Source organism: Patescibacteria group bacterium (assembly GCA_041645165.1).
Taxonomy (GTDB): domain Bacteria; phylum Patescibacteriota; class Patescibacteriia; order 2-02-FULL-49-11; family 2-02-FULL-49-11; genus 2-02-FULL-49-11.
The window spans coordinates 1-15095 of record JBAZQN010000023.1 but is presented as its reverse complement, the minus strand read 5'-3'; the positions used below and the strand labels follow the sequence as shown (position 1 = coordinate 15095).

The following is a 15095-nucleotide window of genomic DNA, read 5'->3' as shown; positions in this document are numbered from 1 at the left end:
TGAAACTATTTTAACCAAACTTTACGACAAACCATTGTTCGTGGAAAATTATCCGGCTGAAGTCAAGGCGTTTTATATGAAGCGCGACCCAAGCGGCAAATTTGCCCTGAACAATGATTTGTTCGCGCCCGAAGGTTATGGCGAAATCATCGGCGGTTCGCAAAGGGAGGACAATTATGATGAATTAGTAAAACGCATTAAAGAACATAATTTGCCCATGGACGCGTTTCAGTGGTATCTTGATTTGCGCAAATTTGGGAGCGTCCCGCACTCCGGCTTTGGTTTCGGTTTAGAGCGCATTGTGGCTTGGGTGTGCGGGTTAACTCATGTGCGCGAAACCATTCCATTCCCGCGTTTAATCAATAGAATAACTCCGTGAGTGAGGATTGCAGCATGCTTGCCCCGTCGGATGACGGGGTGATGGAAACCATACCCTTCCCAAGATTAATTAACAGAATTACGCCGTAAAATAATTTATAAAATTCAAAAGTCAAAATGCAAAATTGTAACCAATTATTATTTAATTAATTTTAAACAATATGTATTCAAAAAAAGATGATTCTAATAACAATCAAAACAAACGTAAGGCCGATGTTATAGTTGAAGAATCGAGGGCGAATTTGATTAGGAGGTTAAGTTTAGTCGCTAACAAAAAAGTTAAAATTTGGAAGGCATTATTAATTATAGTTTTCGCGGCGGGTTTTGCCACATCTTTGGCATGGAGCATATCTACAGATAAGATCTCAGAAAGTCAGGCTGCCAGCGCAAAAATTAAATGCTCTGATTCTGACGGAGGAAAAATCTTTGAATTAAAAGGCACTTGCCAAGACAATAAAGGCAAGACAACGGATTATTGTGTAGATGATAAACTTAAGCCAGTTTCCGAAAGTCAAAAAGTCAGAGAATATTACTGTGATTCAAAAAAAGACAAGTGCGCCGTTACCACTATTAAGTGTCCTAAAGAAAAAATTTGCAAAGACGGAGCGTGCGTTTTTCCATTCTGTGAAAGTTTAAATGGCCATATATGTATGAATAATGAAATTTGCGCAAGCACTTATCTTAATGCCGGTGATTCTTTTAGGTGCTGTAGTTCAAATTGTTTAGTTAAAGTTCCAAATATTGGAGAGGAAAGAACCTTGGTGATTCTTGCGAAAATGAGTGATGGATATGACAATCTTCAACCAACAGCAGAAATTCAAGATTTAGTTTTCAATAAGTTAAACAAATATCTTACGGAAAATTCGTATGGAAAAATGTGGATAAGCGGCAAGATAGCAGGGCCTTATACTATTGCGGGCGGGATATGCAGCATACCAGAATACGGACAACAGGTTAAAGAGATAATGCAGCGAGCGGTGAGCGCGGCAGATAATGATATTGATTTCAGGAATTATGATAGGCTTATTATAATTCACAACAGTCTTAATTGCAGTTTAACCCACGAGGGTGGTTTTTACACATTATCAACGCAAGAGGGTAATATTACGTTACCTGTGGTCAGAATTGTCGCACAAATGGGTGAATTTACCCTTTATCATGAGACCGGACATACATTAGGAAGCAAAATTGGTCACATTAGTAGCTTAAGCTGTAAGGACAATAATACGGATTATAGTCTGCTAAGCAATTCCTGCGAAAAGAGGCAATTGTTTGAAGATCCTTATGATGTGATGGGTTTTGCCAGTCATATAGTGCATTACTCCGCAATTAATAAAGAAATTGCTAGTTGGCTAGATAAAAAAGATATTATAACTGCCAATGAAGGCGTTTATTCATTGACTCCTTTGGAGAGCAGCACGACAGGCATCAAGGCGATTAAAGTACCCATGCCAAATATGGCTTGGGAAATCTTTTTAGAATACAGAACACCTGAAAGTTCTGATTCAGGCAATCCTCCTGCCGGAGTAGTGGCGCATGCCAGGGAAGGTGGCATGCCGTGGATAGAATATTTCTTGACAGATTTTTCCAAATCAGAATCAATTTTAGAGATAGGGCGGAATTACATAATAGCAGATTCTGGTATTGGAATTAAGGTGGAGAAAGTTACAGCCGAGAATGCTATGATTAGAATTACTAATTCGAAGAAGTTGACTCAATGCAATGATGGTATTGATAATGACAACATAATAGACGAGAATGGTTATAAAGACGCGCTAGATTATAGCTGCATGGAAAATGGCTTATACAACCCTCATCATCCTAGCGAGGTTGAGCCGTTTCAATGTGAAGACGGGATGGATAATGACAGGGATGGCCTTATCGATATGGCTGATCCTCATTGCGAGTCATGGAATGATTATTGGGAATTCATTCAATGAAATAATTTTCTTTTTAATTTCAAAAAACGAGCAATGATTGAGCGCGTACACGAACTCTTTGGTTTGGCATATGTAAATTCGGTCAGTCCTGTACCACGGCGTTGGTTTCGGCCTTGAGCGCATTGTGGCCTGGGTGTGCGGACTGCAACATGTGAGGGAAACAATTCCGTTCCCAAGATTAATTAACAGAATTAGGACTTACGCGTTTCGTGTCATCCTGAGTCTGTCGAAGGATATTTTTTTGAAAAAAGCCGCATTTTATCCAGGCTTCGACAAGCTCAGCCTGACAAAAAGGCTTAATTTTACTCAAATGTGTAAGTCCTAAGAATAACGCCCTAAGAATTTTGACAAAATTAGCCGATATGTTATCCTGTACATATATGTACAGGATAAATAATGACCAATTTATTATGCCGCGGAAAGAAAGAACGGACAAAATAGCAATTTTAGCAAGACAAAAAGAGACAATTTTTCATACCCAGGACCTCATGGTTTTGTGGGGTATTTATAATAAAAACACGCTTTATACCACTATTAAACGGCTGGTAAAAAACGGCTCGCTTTATAGTATTCAGAAAGGCATGTATTCTCTTTTACCAATTTCAGCAATTGATCCCTGGCTGTTGGGCATTAAAGCTTTGCATGGATTTTGCTATGTCAGCACAGAAAGTATTTTGTCAAAAACAGGAGTTGTTAATCAGTTAAGCTTATCAGTGACGCTCGTTGGTGAGAAATCGTTAAAATTTAAAGTCGCTGGGCATGACTTTATTTGCCGCAAATTGAATGACAAATTTTTACATAACACCGCTGGCATAATTGAAATAAACGGCATTAGGCAGGCAAGTTTGGAACGAGCCGCGGCTGATATGCTTTACTTCAATCCTAAATTTCATTTTGACAATAAAAAATTGATTAACTTTAGAAAAGTTAATGAGTTAAGAAAAATTTTTTATGATTTTGCCTAAAAGAGAAGACACAATCCATCGGGCTTGGCTTTTCAGGTTGCTTTCCGCGCTCGCGGACAACAATTTTGTGGTGGCCAAAATGGCTTTCAAGGGCGGCAGTTGCGCTACTATGCGCGGTTGGCTGAATCGTTTTTCTATTGATTTGGATTTTGATTTCATCGGTCGCAAAGACGAAGTAATAAAAATAAGACAAGAAATTGAAAAGATTGCTGATGATTTAGGGCTTGCGGTCAAAGACAAAAGTCAGCGCGGTGTGCAATATTTTTTGAAGTATGAAACGCGCGATAGCAGTCGTAATACCATTAAATTGGATGCGTTTTTACCTCCGCCGAAAAGCAATCAATATGAGCCAGTAAAATTAGACGAGATAGACAGAGTAATTTTATGCCAAACACAAGAAACAATGGTGGCTAATAAATTAGTGACACCGTTGGATCGGTTTGCAAAAACTGGCTCAATTGCTGGCCGGGATATTTATGACATTCATTGGTTTTTGATGAATGGATTTTCCTATGAGGCGGCAGTGATTAAAGAGCGTCAGAAATTGAGTCTTGAAAAATTTTTTAGCAAGCTGATTGATTTTATAGAAAAGGAAGTAAAACAGAAATACATTGATGAAGATTTAAATTTTCTCCTGCCGTCCACTGAATTCAGCAGAGTGAGAAAAATTTTGAAAGCGGAAACATTGAGATTACTTAAAGATGAATTAAGGAGAGTTAGGGAGTAAAGAGATTCGCGCTTTTTTATTTTTGAAATACTTATGACTGAATTTTTAAATCTAATAATTATTCTTGTGGCATTGGTTGTTTTTTTTATTTTCAAAAAGACGAAAGATTATTTGTCTTGGCGTGGCGGCGCACTGGGGCTGTTGGTTATAATTTTGTTTGTTTTAAAATTAATCAGCGGCGCAGACTTCGCTTCTCTTGGTTTGAGATTAGATAATTATTTAGATACCTTGTTACCGATAATTATTTTTACTCTTTTAGGTGCCTTAATTTTAATTGCCATGCGTTTTAGGGCAAGGAAGTTTAAGGTTGGCAAGTGGCTTCTTTCTTTGATGAGTTCCTATCTCGTGTTTGGCATTTTGCAGCAACTTTTTTTCCAAAGCATTTTTACTTCCTCGCTTAATGAGCTGTTTGATAACCAAACCCTGGTGGTTATTTTCTCTAGTGTCTATTATTCCTCATTTCATTGGGGTTGGGACGCCAAAGGCATCAAATTTGGCTTCCTGACTTTATTGAGCGGCATGGTGTGGAGCATTTTGTTTCTCACGAGTCCCAATATCTTATTATTAGGCGCCTCGCATGCGGTTTTGGCCAGTTTGTACTATTTTATTGTTTATGAGCATAATATTTTAGAAGAAAGGTTGGTTTTTTGGCGAAAGAAAAATTTTTTGCAAAGGATGTTTGGCTAGTTATAATTTTAATGAATTATGGCAAAGAAAAATAATCAATTGTTTCCAAAATAGAAATAGTTCAAGACAAGTTAGTTCCATTTTGGAACAATGTTAAGTTCCAGTATGTGCAAAAATTGTACATTTCCTTGAAATCAGTTATTGCAAAAAATGCAACAGCTTAAGAAATGATGGTAAATTGATAATGAATTTTTTAAAGAGTTAATATCAGATTAAAAATTATGGACAGAACACCTCCCAAGGAAATTTTCAATAAGGTCAACATAAATCCGCCGGTTATTGAGCCTCGACAACAACTGAAAAAGATTTTATGGGCTGTTTTATCGGTACTCGCAGTAATTGTTTTAATCGGCTGGGTGGTCTGGACTTACCAGAAAACTATTAATGAGACGGATAAAATGGCGCAAGCGCCTGCGATTTCGCATAAGTCTACTGCTGATCGGGAAACTTACAGGAATGAGGAATATGGGTTTAGTTTTGAGTATCCGAAAAGTTGGTTTTTTGAAGCAGATAATTCAACGATAAAATTATGGGAAAGGCTGGAAGACAAGTCGTTGTGGGAAGCGCAGCCAAAAGTTCGCGTCAGGCCATCAAAGTTTGATAATTCTGATATTGAGAAATTCGCGCAAAACGTTGTGGGTTTCGGCAATTATAGTAGCTTGGCTGAAGGGATAAAAAATTCGGTCGGTGATTATCAGTATAGTTATACCTATATTAATAACTATAAAATTTTTAAGGTTCACGAACCCGGCATGATAGACGGGATTTATCATCATTTTTTCTATAATGATAATTTTGTCATTGATTTCCAAGCCGCTGGAAAGGTTGACACAGATAGCGAATTCAACCAAATTCTTTCCACTTTTAAATTTTTAGATAAGCAGGCAGACGCTAGTTGTTTTGGCGATGACAAATGCCAGTCCGGTGAAGTGTGCTACAATTCCCGTTTGTGTGGTGAATTGACCGCTGATGGTGAAGATTGTGGACCGCAATTGGGAGATTTACAATGTCATAAATTATGTCAGAGCGACCCTGATTGTCCGAGCACAACGCCAAAGTGCGAGGAAAAAGAAATTTGGATCGGCGACGCGGGATTAGTGAAGAAGTTTTGTGTAAAGTGAAATTATATTCATTGAGTATACCGGAATAGAAAGAAGTGATGGTAAAATTAATTATGAATTTTTTAAGCAGTAAGTAGATTATTATGATCCCGAATTTGTTTAAAAAAGAACCGATTCCTGAATTGCTGCCCGAAGGAATGGCAAAAGTTGTTGAAGAGCTAAAGACTTGCCGCAGCCAGGATGAATGCCTTAGTAAGGCATTTGAAGTATTGACTTCTAAATACCGAGGTTATAAATTTAAAACCTATACGAAGATTTGGAGGGTGTTCGAAACCGATCTGGAGAAGCTCTGGGCGCGGAGTGGTTTCCTCCATTGCCACCTCATGAATTATCTTCTGCGGATATTGCTCGTGAAAAGCGGGTGGTTTAGAGACGAAGATCTTACGCTCAAAATCTCTTTCATCTGGTATATTTCGATTCACCAGCATCTTCTGGTGCGCATGAATGACGGACGGCGGATCCATGCAGACATTTGGTATGCTTATTACGGGAAAAAGCTCGGCGATTACGCGCACGGTTTCCATTAAAAAGCTTATGAAATTCATTCTCATCCCTCTCATTGTCTTGTTTTTAAGCTCTTCTGCGAAGCTTGTCGTGAGAGTGTTAAAAGGCAAGCGTGTTACCTGGCAGCTGGTGGGGTGGGTATTCAGCTGGGCAGGCGGCATCCCGAGCACCCATTCCGCTTGTATTACCTCTTCCGTGTATCTTATTGGCAGATATGAGGGGTTCGGGCCTTTGTTTGGCTTTTCCGTCGTGGTGGCGCTCATCGTGATGTACAACCTGATCGAAGCGAAGGAGCAATATGAATTAACCCAGAAACATTGGCAAGAAGTGTTAAGCAAGGTAATCGCAAAAATAACCCACAATGAGGAATTGTGGGATATCTACGGCCATACGTTTTCCGAAGTCGTGGCAGGCGTAGCCTTTGGCGTTGCGGCAACGTATGTATTGGATACCGTGTTTAAAGGATATCTTTAGGTATCAACGATATAAGCCAACCTGCTCGGTCAGCCGCGATTTCTTGTTGCGGAACTCGCCCTCCGACGTGACGTCGGAGCCGCGGTCAAACCTAGCAGACAGTGGCAGTGCCGGTTTGACCGCTGGCTCAAACAATCCTCACGGCGAAATCGCGGCATGCCCTCGCAGTTGAATTCCATTATCATCTTTGGGGGACTATCCGAACATTAGCCAGCCGGGGCGGAAGACAAGAAGGACGCCAATAACGAACATAAGCGCTCCGCCCACGAGACGAGAGAGGCGTGTGTATTTGGCGGTGATGCCGGTGACTTGGAGCGTGATCATGGCTGCAATAAAAACGATGAGGTCATCCAGCATGAAGAAAAAAATATAGAGCAAGAGGTAGGCATAATACTGCCAGCGGGGAAGCGAGGAGAGGGTAAGGATTTTCGTGTATACCGCAGGGAAACCCGCAGAGCAGATAAGTTCAACAAAATTTACAGCAAACGCGAGCGCGATGATGCCCAACAAGGCCACCGCGAATTTTTTTTGCAGGGAAATCCGTTTCAGCCGTTCAAAAATATTTTTCCGCTTATCGCTCCTCGTGACCTTGCAGACCTGCGCGGGATTCAAGAAATACTCTTTGAGATTGTATCCGCCCGCGGCGAGCGCGACCGCCGCGATCCCCAGGCGCACCCAGCTCACGAACCCAAAGAAAAGGAGGGCGTTGAGCCATGCTGCCATGAAGAGAAAATAGACTGCACCCGATACCATGAGAAAGGCGCCGCCAAGCACCCACATCCTTAGCCTTTCCTGCATTCCCAGCAGGAGGCTTATCAGAAAAATAAGCACCCACATTGCGCAGGGATTAAATCCGTCCAGCGCGCCGAATAGTATGGTGAGTGCAGGCAGGGAAAGGTTTTTTAAAGGAATAGATCCCAAGAGTGGCACTGTAATCTTTTCAGGAAGAGGTTGTGACGCATAGTTAACCGTGGGTGGTTGCTCAGTTGAGCGTGAGGAAAGTATGTTTCCCACAACATCTTCACACGGCGATACAGCGCATGTTTCCGCCATAGCCCGTATCTGGCTGCCAGTGGTTTCTACATCCAGCCATCCAATGACATAGCTCGTCCCTATCATCGTGAAAGGTACGCGGGTGGCATCAGCATGAAGATATTCTCCCACCTTCTGTAGAAGCTCTGCATTATTTTTATTTCTGCTCACTTCGTAGCGGATGACATTTATTTTTTTATTTTCTTGTGCGAGGGTTTCTAAAAATGATTTTTCATCCGCACAATGCGGGCAACCTTCCGCCCAGAAGAAATAGACGTTTATAGGCGCGTTTGTTGTTTGTGCGTGCAGCGTGAAAGGGAGAAAAAGGGCGAATACAAAAGTGATAAATTTCCACCACATAGGTATTATTCCTTTGCGTATTAAATGATTTTCCATTAAAGTGTGCAAAATTGGACAATAGTATGGTACCAGCATAGGGTATGACAGAAAAGATGTAAAGTTGAGGTAAAGTGACTTACACTTGACGAATCTTCCCTTTTTTTGCTATGGTGGTACTTACAAGAAGCGCCAGAGACAGGAAGCAATGGTTTCTAGAGCATATTTGCTCTCAAAACCACATAAGCCTTCCCGAGGCCACCAAACTGCGATAAGTGTTGACGGCCTTCTTAAAATAAAGGTCGTTTTTTTATAGGAATACCGTTTAGTCATATCTTGGAGAATTATTTTATGCCCAAGAGCAAACAGCAAAAAAAAGATGAAGTAGTACTGCTGGTCGAGCTTCTTAAAGGCATGCAGTCCGCGGTCGTGTCATCGCTCACGCAGATCAAGGTAAAAGATGAACGTAAAGTGCGCAATGAACTCAAAGCGCTTGGCGCGATCTATCATGTGGTGAAGAAAAATCTACTGCAGCTCGCGCTCAAAGAACTCAAGCTGTCTGCGGATTTTCTCGAGAATTTGCGGGGGACTATCGTGCTAATGGTGGCAAAAGGGGATGCGGTGAATCCCATAAAAGCGATCGCAAAGTTCGCAAAGACTCACCCAAAGTTTCTACTTCATGAAGGGTTCATGAACGAGAATGGGAGCGTGCATGCTCTGTCGCGCGATCAGGTGATTGCCCTTTCTACCGTTCCCAGCCGTGAAGAGCTCTTTGTCCGCGTGGTGGGATCCGTGCGCGCGCCGCTTTCAGGGATGATGAATGTTTTGCAAGGGAATATGCGTGGGCTCGTGCAGGTTTTGGGCGCGTACCAAAAAACCAAACAATAATTCATCTATCACGTCGTTGGTTAAGCGTATTCATTATTAATGATTTATATTATGAGCAATGAACAATCCCCGGTAGAAGTGCCAGACAAGTTTAAGGCGCTTGTAGAATCCATCGAAAAACTCTCAGTCTTGGATCTCGCGGAGCTCGTGAAGGTGCTTGAGGTAAAATTCGGCGTTTCCGCAGCCGCGCCGGTCGCAGTGGCTGCACCTGCAAATGGCGCCGCCGCAAGCGCAGGAGAGGCAGGAGAGGAGAAGACTTCTTTCAATGTTGAACTCGCGGAAGCAGGCCCGAATAAAATTTCAGTCATCAAGGCGGTGAGGGAAGTGACCGGCAAGGGCCTGAAAGACGCAAAGGACCTTGTTGACGGCGCGCCAAAGGTTCTTAAAGAAGGCGCGACAAAGCAAGAAGCGGAAGAAATGAAGAAGAAGCTCGAAGAAGCAGGCGCGAAGGTGAATTTGAAATAATCACTCGGATCACTCGTTGCGCAACACGCGGGGCGTTCGGACTGCCCGCAGACAAAAATCCGTTCAGCCTCACACAATTTCCTTCTGCGGAACTCGGCTGTCCCGACGCGGTCGGGACACCACCACCGCCGCTCTTCAACGGCGGCTGCAGAGGCCGCGGCGGCAGTTGCCTCAGACAGTCCTCGGGCGGAAATTGGTGAGACTTCACTACAGGAGAATTCAGAGACATTTTTTTTCGGGTGATCCTCACTGAAGATGCTGAAGGAGTTGAGTATGGAGGGTTGCGCAAGAGCAATCCTCGTTCGAGGAAGGAACGTTTGAATATTATTCCTGTGTTAAAAAAGAGACTGGAATAAAACAGCCCCGCATTGCGGGGCGGTTTTTTATTGTTAAATATTTATGGCAGCGGCACGGTGTATATGGTGGTGCCGTTTAACAGATAGAGGCGTTTTTGCCGCGCATCCGGCGCGAGATCCACCAGCCGGTCAAAGAGGGGTGAAGTGATTTGTTCCAATAAGCCCCCATCTTTTTCAAGGATCACCACGCGCCGCTCCGTAGGATCGAGGATATAGAGGTATTGCGTATCGGAGGCGAGTCGGGAAGGCGCATGGAGCGGAGGATCGAGGGTCGCCACCGTAAACGGCGCCTCTATGCCGTTCGTGAATTTCCTGATGCGGCCTTGCGCGTCCGCTACGTAGATTGAGCCGTCGATAGTGAGCGCCACCGCGCCCGGCAGGGTGATGCCACTTTTAAGCCACTCTTCCCCGGGATTTATCCCGTTTGCGGTGAGATCAAATTTTAGCAGTGATCCGGTCGCGCGATTGAGGGTATAAATGCGCTGGCCGTATGCGGCAATGTCAACCATGTTGGCCATATCCTCATTTTGTTTCACATAGGTGAGCTTGCTTGCAGAAGCATCGTATCGGCCAAATCCTAAAGATGAGATAAAATAGAGTAGCGAGGAGCTGGGTACGATGGTGCCGCGGGTAAGCCGGGCGGGGGCGTCAGTTGAAGGGGAGGCGACCGTGACGCTCTGCTTGGAAGGCTGTATGAGATATACGGTAACTGTTTCGGTATTGAAGGAATAAAGGGTATTGCCCGCCGGTCCGATGAGTCCGCCGGGAATGACCTGTTCCTGCGCATTTGCATACTGTGAAAGATCGATGAGAACCTCTGGTGAATCAATCATGCGGATGTGGAATACTTTCAGGCGGCTCGTTTCGAGGCGGGTAGAAAGCGTCTGGTACCGCTGTTTTTGGTCTGAGGTTTTTTGAGGCAGGCTCGCGAGCGTATCGAGTGCTGCTTTAAGGGAAATACGCGCTTTTTCCTCATCGCCGTAAATTAAAGTGGCTTCGGTCTCGTTTTCTTTTTGTTCAATAAAAGAAATTTTCGTTTCATAGTCCGTATTTTCTCGCATGCGTATTTTCTGGTTGGTAATTGAGACGACACTTTCAATAAAGAGGATCCCTAAGAGGAGCGAGCTTATGAAAAGGTATTGGCTTGAGCGGGGCAGTTTGCGGAACCGTGCGTGGGCGTTCTGTAGCGTCCTGCGCCAGGAAGGGAGAGGCGCCTGTGTGGCGGGCGCAGCAGCAAATGGCGCGGTCTCCTTAGCGCGCAGTTTGGGGAAAATGAGGCGGATAAATGCATTGATCCTAAGGGAAGAAGCGTGCGCGAGAGAGGCAAATGCGCGCTGTAGGCGAATACTTACACTGCTTGAGACGAATATTTTTTTAAGGTTCGCTGTAATCCTTTTCGGCGGTCGTGGGGTTTGATTTGCATTATGGCGCCGCGAGAACGATGAGATAATGTGGCGCAGCTGTTGAAACCGGGAGCCGGTAAGCAGGTCAGAGGTGCGTGAGGCAAGCGTGTTGAGTTCAGACATTGACTGATTCGAGTCAGGCTCTCTATCTTCGGAAAGTGATGGAACGGGGGGTGGCATGGATTCTGCCGCAAGCGCTGCCACGGCAACGCTCCCCGGCAGCCCTTTAAGGAGTCGTTTGAGATGCGGGATGAGCTCCTGCGGGTGTTCTTCATTCAGAAACGTACGGATTTTATCAATAGTGAAATAGTCGAAGAGATGGCGGCAGCTAATGAATAATTTATCGCCCGGTTCCATAGCGCCCTGGATAAGCGAGGGGAATACCTTAAAAGCGCCTGTAGGAGGCTCTTGGTCTTGTTGGGCGGATTTAAGGATGTCCGTGATGCGCGTATGGTGATTGAGGAAAGCCCGTACCGTGCCAAAGGTCGCAAGCGAAAGGGTGGCGCCATCGATGACCGCAAGCGCGATATGGAGCTTTTTAAACCACGCATGGGTTTTTCTCGTGAGGGAGAGGGCGTCTTCATTGAACCGCCGGCATACCTCCATGAGCGCGGCTTCCCCGTTTTCTGCCTGGCTTGTTTCATACCGCGCGTGGATATCGCTGACGATCCCCGCAAGAATTGCCTCGCTTTTCCGCTCAATAGAGTCAATTTCCACAAAAATAAGGAGCGACCAGGGATGGCGGCTTATCGTGCCCGGATTCGGCACGGAGGTGCTCGCGTAGGATTTTGGCTCACCTAAGGTAAGGGTGAACGAGTCTGTTATGATCATGGTTTGTGTATAGGTTGGCGGTTACCCTTAATTATGACAATTTACTCGATTGTGGGCAAGAGATATCCACAGCTCGTGCCGTTACCATTTAATTCTTACAAGTAGCATATTTCATATAAGCGGTGTTTATTGGGTTATGTAGGTGAAGATTGTGAAGTAACTTTTTGGTAACGGTACTCGTCTCTGGGGGCAAAGGAAGGTATAATGCTTATGGATAGCTCATTATTATCCTTAGGCGCCGTAAAAAAATAACATATTCATCACTTTTTGTTGTAATAAGGGTATTGAGCCGTACTATAGCAGTAAAATGAGGATTATATTGGTAAGGTTATTTTTTTAAGCGCCCTTAAACCCATGCTAGAACAACTCTTTGGTTCAAGAACGAGAATAAAACTGCTGAAAATATTCCTCGCCCAGCCTACCCAGCTTTTCTTTGTGCGCGAACTTACGCGGGCGATTGGCGAGCGCATCAATTCCGTGCGACGAGAAATAGCGAACCTCATACGGTTAGGCGTGGTGATTCAACGAGAGCCTAAGGAGGAAGATGCAGCACACGAACCGGCGCGCGCGCGCCCCAAAAATAAGAGAAAGCAAAAAAAGAAGTTGGCGGCAGATTTGCGGAAATATTATCAGGCAAACCCTGAATTTGTCCTTTTTCATGAGCTCAAAAGCCTCATTTTCAAATCCCAATTATTGGCAGGCCGGTCGCTTACTGAAGCGATAGGGAAATTGGGAAATGTGAGGCTTATCATGCTCACCGGCTTTTTTGTGGGCGATGCTGATGCGCCCACCGATCTACTTATCGTGGGCACGGTGCACCGGAAAAAGCTTATCGCCTTGATCCGGCAGCTCAAAAAGAGTTTCGGGGAAGAGGTGCGCTACACCATCATGTCCACCCATGAATTTAAAATGCGCCGCGCCATGACGGACAAATTCCTTTACCGAGTGCTCGAAGGGGAACGGATGGTGCTCGTGGACCGGCTTGAGTAAATTTTATCAGCCTTTTGTCGCAGACAAGCTGCGACGCTACATAAAAATCAAATCATGGTAGCGTGGCAGTTTATCTGCCACCCATTCTCGATGTCTATGTTAACTCTTACGACCATTGAAAATAAGGTATTGAAAGTAAGGCCAATCGCCGATGAAAAAGATTTACCTTCACTGGGAAGCGCATTGTTTTGGCTGGATATGGAAGAGCCAACAAAAAAAGAGGGAGAATTTTTATCCTCTTTTTTTCATTTTCACCCCTTAGCGATCGAGGATTGCTGGGATGAGATCAATCATCCGAAAGCAGATGATTATGGCGACTACCTTTTTATCATCTTCCATGAACCCCGCACGTCAGAGAAGCGTTTCACCACGAAGGAAGTGGAGTTTTTCTTGGGGAGCAATTTTCTCGTGACGTTCCACAAAAGCCGTCTTCCTCATATTGCAGAGGTGCAGGGACAGCTTGAGAAGCGGCCGGAGCTTTTTTCGCGCGGCCCGGATTTCCTACTTTATCTTATCCTTGACGACATTATAGATAATTATTTTCCAGTATTAGATAAAATAGAAACCCGCATTGATGAATTGGAAGATTCTATCGTCGTCAACCCTTCGCGGAATACCGTGAACGGCATTTTTTCGCTCAAAAGGGAAGTGCTGCACCTGAAAAAAGTGATAGGACCTCAACGGGAGATCCTCAACCGTTTCACGCGCGCAGAGTTCCCGATAGTGGCAAAAACCTCGCTCGTCTACTATAGGGACCTCTATGACCACATTTACCGCATTTATGATCTCGCGGAATCGTTCAGAGATCTTCTTTCTGGAGCCCTTGATGCATACCTTTCATCTCTTTCCAATCGCATGAACGAGATCATGAAGGTGCTCACGATCATTACGACGATACTCCTGCCGCTTTCCCTGATTGCGGGCATTTATGGCATGAATTTCCGTTTCATGCCCGAACTCTCCCGCCCTTGGGGTTACCCCTGGGCATTGGGATTAATGGTAACCGTGGCATTAGTTATGATCCGGTATTTTCGGAAAAAAAATTGGCTTTAAACATGAAACTCAAAACCATTCCCCATACCGAAGCGGAGCTTCTGGTGCAGGGTCAAAGTTCACAAACTCACAAACTATTCCTTATTCTCGATCCTGGCACCGTGGCGGGGTCGTTGAGATTTATAGTCGTGCGTCCGGACGGCAAGAAGGTAATCTCTTACGTTGTTGAAAGAAGAAGAAAATCAATTGAACTGGTTTTGGCAAGAATTGTCAAAACCCTTCATGAAAAGAGATACCGATTAAAAGATCTCGCGGGCGTGTGCGTAGTGCGAGGAGGGGAGTCTTTTTCTGGAGTCCGTGGGGTACACGCGATAGCAAATGCGATTGCATGGAGTATGCAGATTCCTGCGTGTTCCTTAGCTGATTGCGCAAAGGATACCATCCATAACGCGATACCGCGCTGTCATCGTGCAAAACGTTTTCATATGCTTTTTCCTCACTATTCGCGTGAACCCAACATTACCGTCGTTACAGAATAAATTTTCGTATCGGAATTTTCAGCCAAAGGCTGATCTGCCTCTGGCACGACAATCTTTCCGCCCAAGGTCAGCGTAGAGGAGGATAGCAGCTAGCCTGCTTTCAACGGATCTCATTGTAGCGTGGCAGTTTATCTGCCACCCACTATGTCGCAGACGAGCTGCGACGCTACAGAGAGCGAATGCGCTTGAGAGGCTTAATTTATAAGAAATAAATGGACAAAAACGGCGTTCTCGCTGTTTTTTGTATTTATGGCGTTTTCTATTGTAATAAGCCGTCTTTACCCCGTTACCAGTTACGTTAGAGTAAGCTCTATTTTGGATAAGCCTATGGTAACGGGGAGTATTTTCCAGTCAAATAATGATACCTCAATAGGGGAGTCACCGATACCGTGATTTTTCAATTAAGCGACCTTAAAAATTGTTCAATTTCTCAAATAAGGCGGCCTTTGCTTTTTTCATCTCCTCG

At 44.3% G+C, this 15095-nt stretch carries 16 protein-coding genes; 14 read left to right on the top strand and 2 right to left on the bottom strand.

Features of this window, described 5'->3' with window-relative positions; translation table 11 throughout:
- The 9 genes from WC659_06780 to WC659_06740 form a co-directional block, all read left to right on the top strand.
- A partial coding sequence (locus WC659_06780) for an amino acid--tRNA ligase-related protein (protein ID MFA4873599.1) occupies positions 1 to 379 on the top strand: 379 nt, incomplete at its 5' end.
- A 160-nt stretch (positions 380 to 539) separates the two neighbouring features.
- Positions 540 to 2318, top strand: coding sequence for a hypothetical protein (locus tag WC659_06775; protein ID MFA4873598.1), 1779 nt, complete (start codon positions 540 to 542; stop codon positions 2316 to 2318).
- A 76-nt stretch (positions 2319 to 2394) separates the two neighbouring features.
- On the top strand, positions 2395 to 2643 hold the full coding sequence (locus WC659_06770; GenBank protein MFA4873597.1) for an amino acid--tRNA ligase-related protein: 249 nt from the start codon (positions 2395 to 2397) through the stop codon (positions 2641 to 2643).
- A gap of 85 nt (positions 2644 to 2728) precedes the next feature.
- Positions 2729 to 3283 (top strand): hypothetical protein, encoded by a 555-nt coding sequence (locus WC659_06765; GenBank protein ID MFA4873596.1) that lies wholly within the window; start codon positions 2729 to 2731, stop codon positions 3281 to 3283.
- Complete coding sequence (locus WC659_06760; protein ID MFA4873595.1) at positions 3270 to 4010, top strand: nucleotidyl transferase AbiEii/AbiGii toxin family protein; 741 nt, start codon at positions 3270 to 3272, stop codon at positions 4008 to 4010. Before WC659_06765 ends, WC659_06760 begins: the two co-directional genes overlap by 14 nt.
- 33 nt (positions 4011 to 4043) lie before the next feature.
- Positions 4044 to 4697, top strand: coding sequence for a CPBP family glutamic-type intramembrane protease (locus WC659_06755; protein MFA4873594.1), 654 nt, complete (start codon positions 4044 to 4046; stop codon positions 4695 to 4697).
- A gap of 221 nt (positions 4698 to 4918) precedes the next feature.
- Positions 4919 to 5818 carry a PsbP-related protein gene (locus WC659_06750; GenBank protein ID MFA4873593.1) on the top strand — a complete coding sequence of 300 codons (900 nt, stop codon included), beginning with the start codon at positions 4919 to 4921 and terminating at the stop codon, positions 5816 to 5818.
- Between the two features lie 83 nt (positions 5819 to 5901).
- Positions 5902 to 6345: a hypothetical protein gene (locus tag WC659_06745; GenBank protein ID MFA4873592.1), complete on the top strand. Its 444-nt coding sequence runs from the start codon at positions 5902 to 5904 to the stop codon at positions 6343 to 6345.
- A complete protein-coding gene (locus tag WC659_06740; protein MFA4873591.1) occupies positions 6296 to 6796 on the top strand; it encodes a divergent PAP2 family protein in 501 nt (166 codons plus the stop codon). The genes WC659_06745 and WC659_06740 overlap by 50 nt, the downstream gene beginning before the upstream one ends.
- A gap of 195 nt (positions 6797 to 6991) precedes the next feature.
- Here WC659_06740 and WC659_06735 read toward each other — a convergent pair whose 3' ends face one another.
- Positions 6992 to 8188, bottom strand: a complete 1197-nt coding sequence (locus WC659_06735; GenBank protein MFA4873590.1) for a hypothetical protein — start codon at positions 8186 to 8188, stop codon at positions 6992 to 6994.
- 327 nt (positions 8189 to 8515) lie between these two features.
- Here WC659_06735 and rplJ point away from each other — a divergent pair, with 327 nt between their 5' ends.
- Positions 8516 to 9052, top strand: a complete 537-nt coding sequence (rplJ, locus tag WC659_06730) for a 50S ribosomal protein L10 (protein ID MFA4873589.1) — start codon at positions 8516 to 8518, stop codon at positions 9050 to 9052.
- A 51-nt stretch (positions 9053 to 9103) separates the two neighbouring features.
- The gene (gene rplL / locus WC659_06725) at positions 9104 to 9517 is read left to right on the top strand and encodes a 50S ribosomal protein L7/L12 (GenBank protein ID MFA4873588.1); all 414 of its coding nucleotides are present in this window, start codon (positions 9104 to 9106) and stop codon (positions 9515 to 9517) included.
- Positions 9518 to 9914: 397 nt separating this feature from the next.
- Here rplL and WC659_06720 read toward each other — a convergent pair whose 3' ends face one another.
- On the bottom strand, positions 9915 to 12107 hold the full coding sequence (locus WC659_06720; GenBank protein MFA4873587.1) for a hypothetical protein: 2193 nt from the start codon (positions 12105 to 12107) through the stop codon (positions 9915 to 9917).
- A 354-nt stretch (positions 12108 to 12461) separates the two neighbouring features.
- On the opposite strand from WC659_06720, the gene WC659_06715 reads away from it, so the two are divergent.
- The 3 genes from WC659_06715 (at position 12462) to WC659_06705 (ending at position 14629) form a co-directional block, all read left to right on the top strand.
- Positions 12462 to 13097, top strand: coding sequence for a hypothetical protein (locus tag WC659_06715; protein ID MFA4873586.1), 636 nt, complete (start codon positions 12462 to 12464; stop codon positions 13095 to 13097).
- A gap of 96 nt (positions 13098 to 13193) precedes the next feature.
- Complete coding sequence (corA, locus tag WC659_06710; protein ID MFA4873585.1) at positions 13194 to 14150, top strand: magnesium/cobalt transporter CorA; 957 nt, start codon at positions 13194 to 13196, stop codon at positions 14148 to 14150.
- Between the two features lie 2 nt (positions 14151 to 14152).
- Entirely contained in the window at positions 14153 to 14629 is a 477-nt protein-coding gene (locus WC659_06705) for a hypothetical protein (GenBank protein ID MFA4873584.1), read from the top strand.
- Positions 14630 to 15095 lie beyond the last annotated feature (466 nt).

Excerpts from the sequence above, each read along its gene's own strand:
- WC659_06715 (MFA4873586.1), top strand. The coding sequence starts at position 12,462 with ATGCTAGAACAACTCTTTGGTTCAAGAACGAGAATAAAACTGCTGAAA.
- WC659_06735 (MFA4873590.1), bottom strand. The coding sequence starts at position 8,188 with ATGTGGTGGAAATTTATCACTTTTGTATTCGCCCTTTTTCTCCCTTTC.
- WC659_06765 (MFA4873596.1), top strand. The coding sequence starts at position 2,729 with ATGCCGCGGAAAGAAAGAACGGACAAAATAGCAATTTTAGCAAGACAA.
- WC659_06775 (MFA4873598.1), top strand. The coding sequence starts at position 540 with ATGTATTCAAAAAAAGATGATTCTAATAACAATCAAAACAAACGTAAG.
- WC659_06740 (MFA4873591.1), top strand. The coding sequence starts at position 6,296 with ATGCTTATTACGGGAAAAAGCTCGGCGATTACGCGCACGGTTTCCATT.
- WC659_06755 (MFA4873594.1), top strand. The coding sequence starts at position 4,044 with ATGACTGAATTTTTAAATCTAATAATTATTCTTGTGGCATTGGTTGTT.
- WC659_06705 (MFA4873584.1), top strand. The coding sequence starts at position 14,153 with ATGAAACTCAAAACCATTCCCCATACCGAAGCGGAGCTTCTGGTGCAG.
- WC659_06760 (MFA4873595.1), top strand. The coding sequence starts at position 3,270 with ATGATTTTGCCTAAAAGAGAAGACACAATCCATCGGGCTTGGCTTTTC.
- WC659_06720 (MFA4873587.1), bottom strand. The coding sequence starts at position 12,107 with ATGATCATAACAGACTCGTTCACCCTTACCTTAGGTGAGCCAAAATCC.
- corA (MFA4873585.1), top strand. The coding sequence starts at position 13,194 with ATGTTAACTCTTACGACCATTGAAAATAAGGTATTGAAAGTAAGGCCA.
- rplL (MFA4873588.1), top strand. The coding sequence starts at position 9,104 with ATGAGCAATGAACAATCCCCGGTAGAAGTGCCAGACAAGTTTAAGGCG.
- rplJ (MFA4873589.1), top strand. The coding sequence starts at position 8,516 with ATGCCCAAGAGCAAACAGCAAAAAAAAGATGAAGTAGTACTGCTGGTC.
- WC659_06750 (MFA4873593.1), top strand. The coding sequence starts at position 4,919 with ATGGACAGAACACCTCCCAAGGAAATTTTCAATAAGGTCAACATAAAT.
- WC659_06745 (MFA4873592.1), top strand. The coding sequence starts at position 5,902 with ATGATCCCGAATTTGTTTAAAAAAGAACCGATTCCTGAATTGCTGCCC.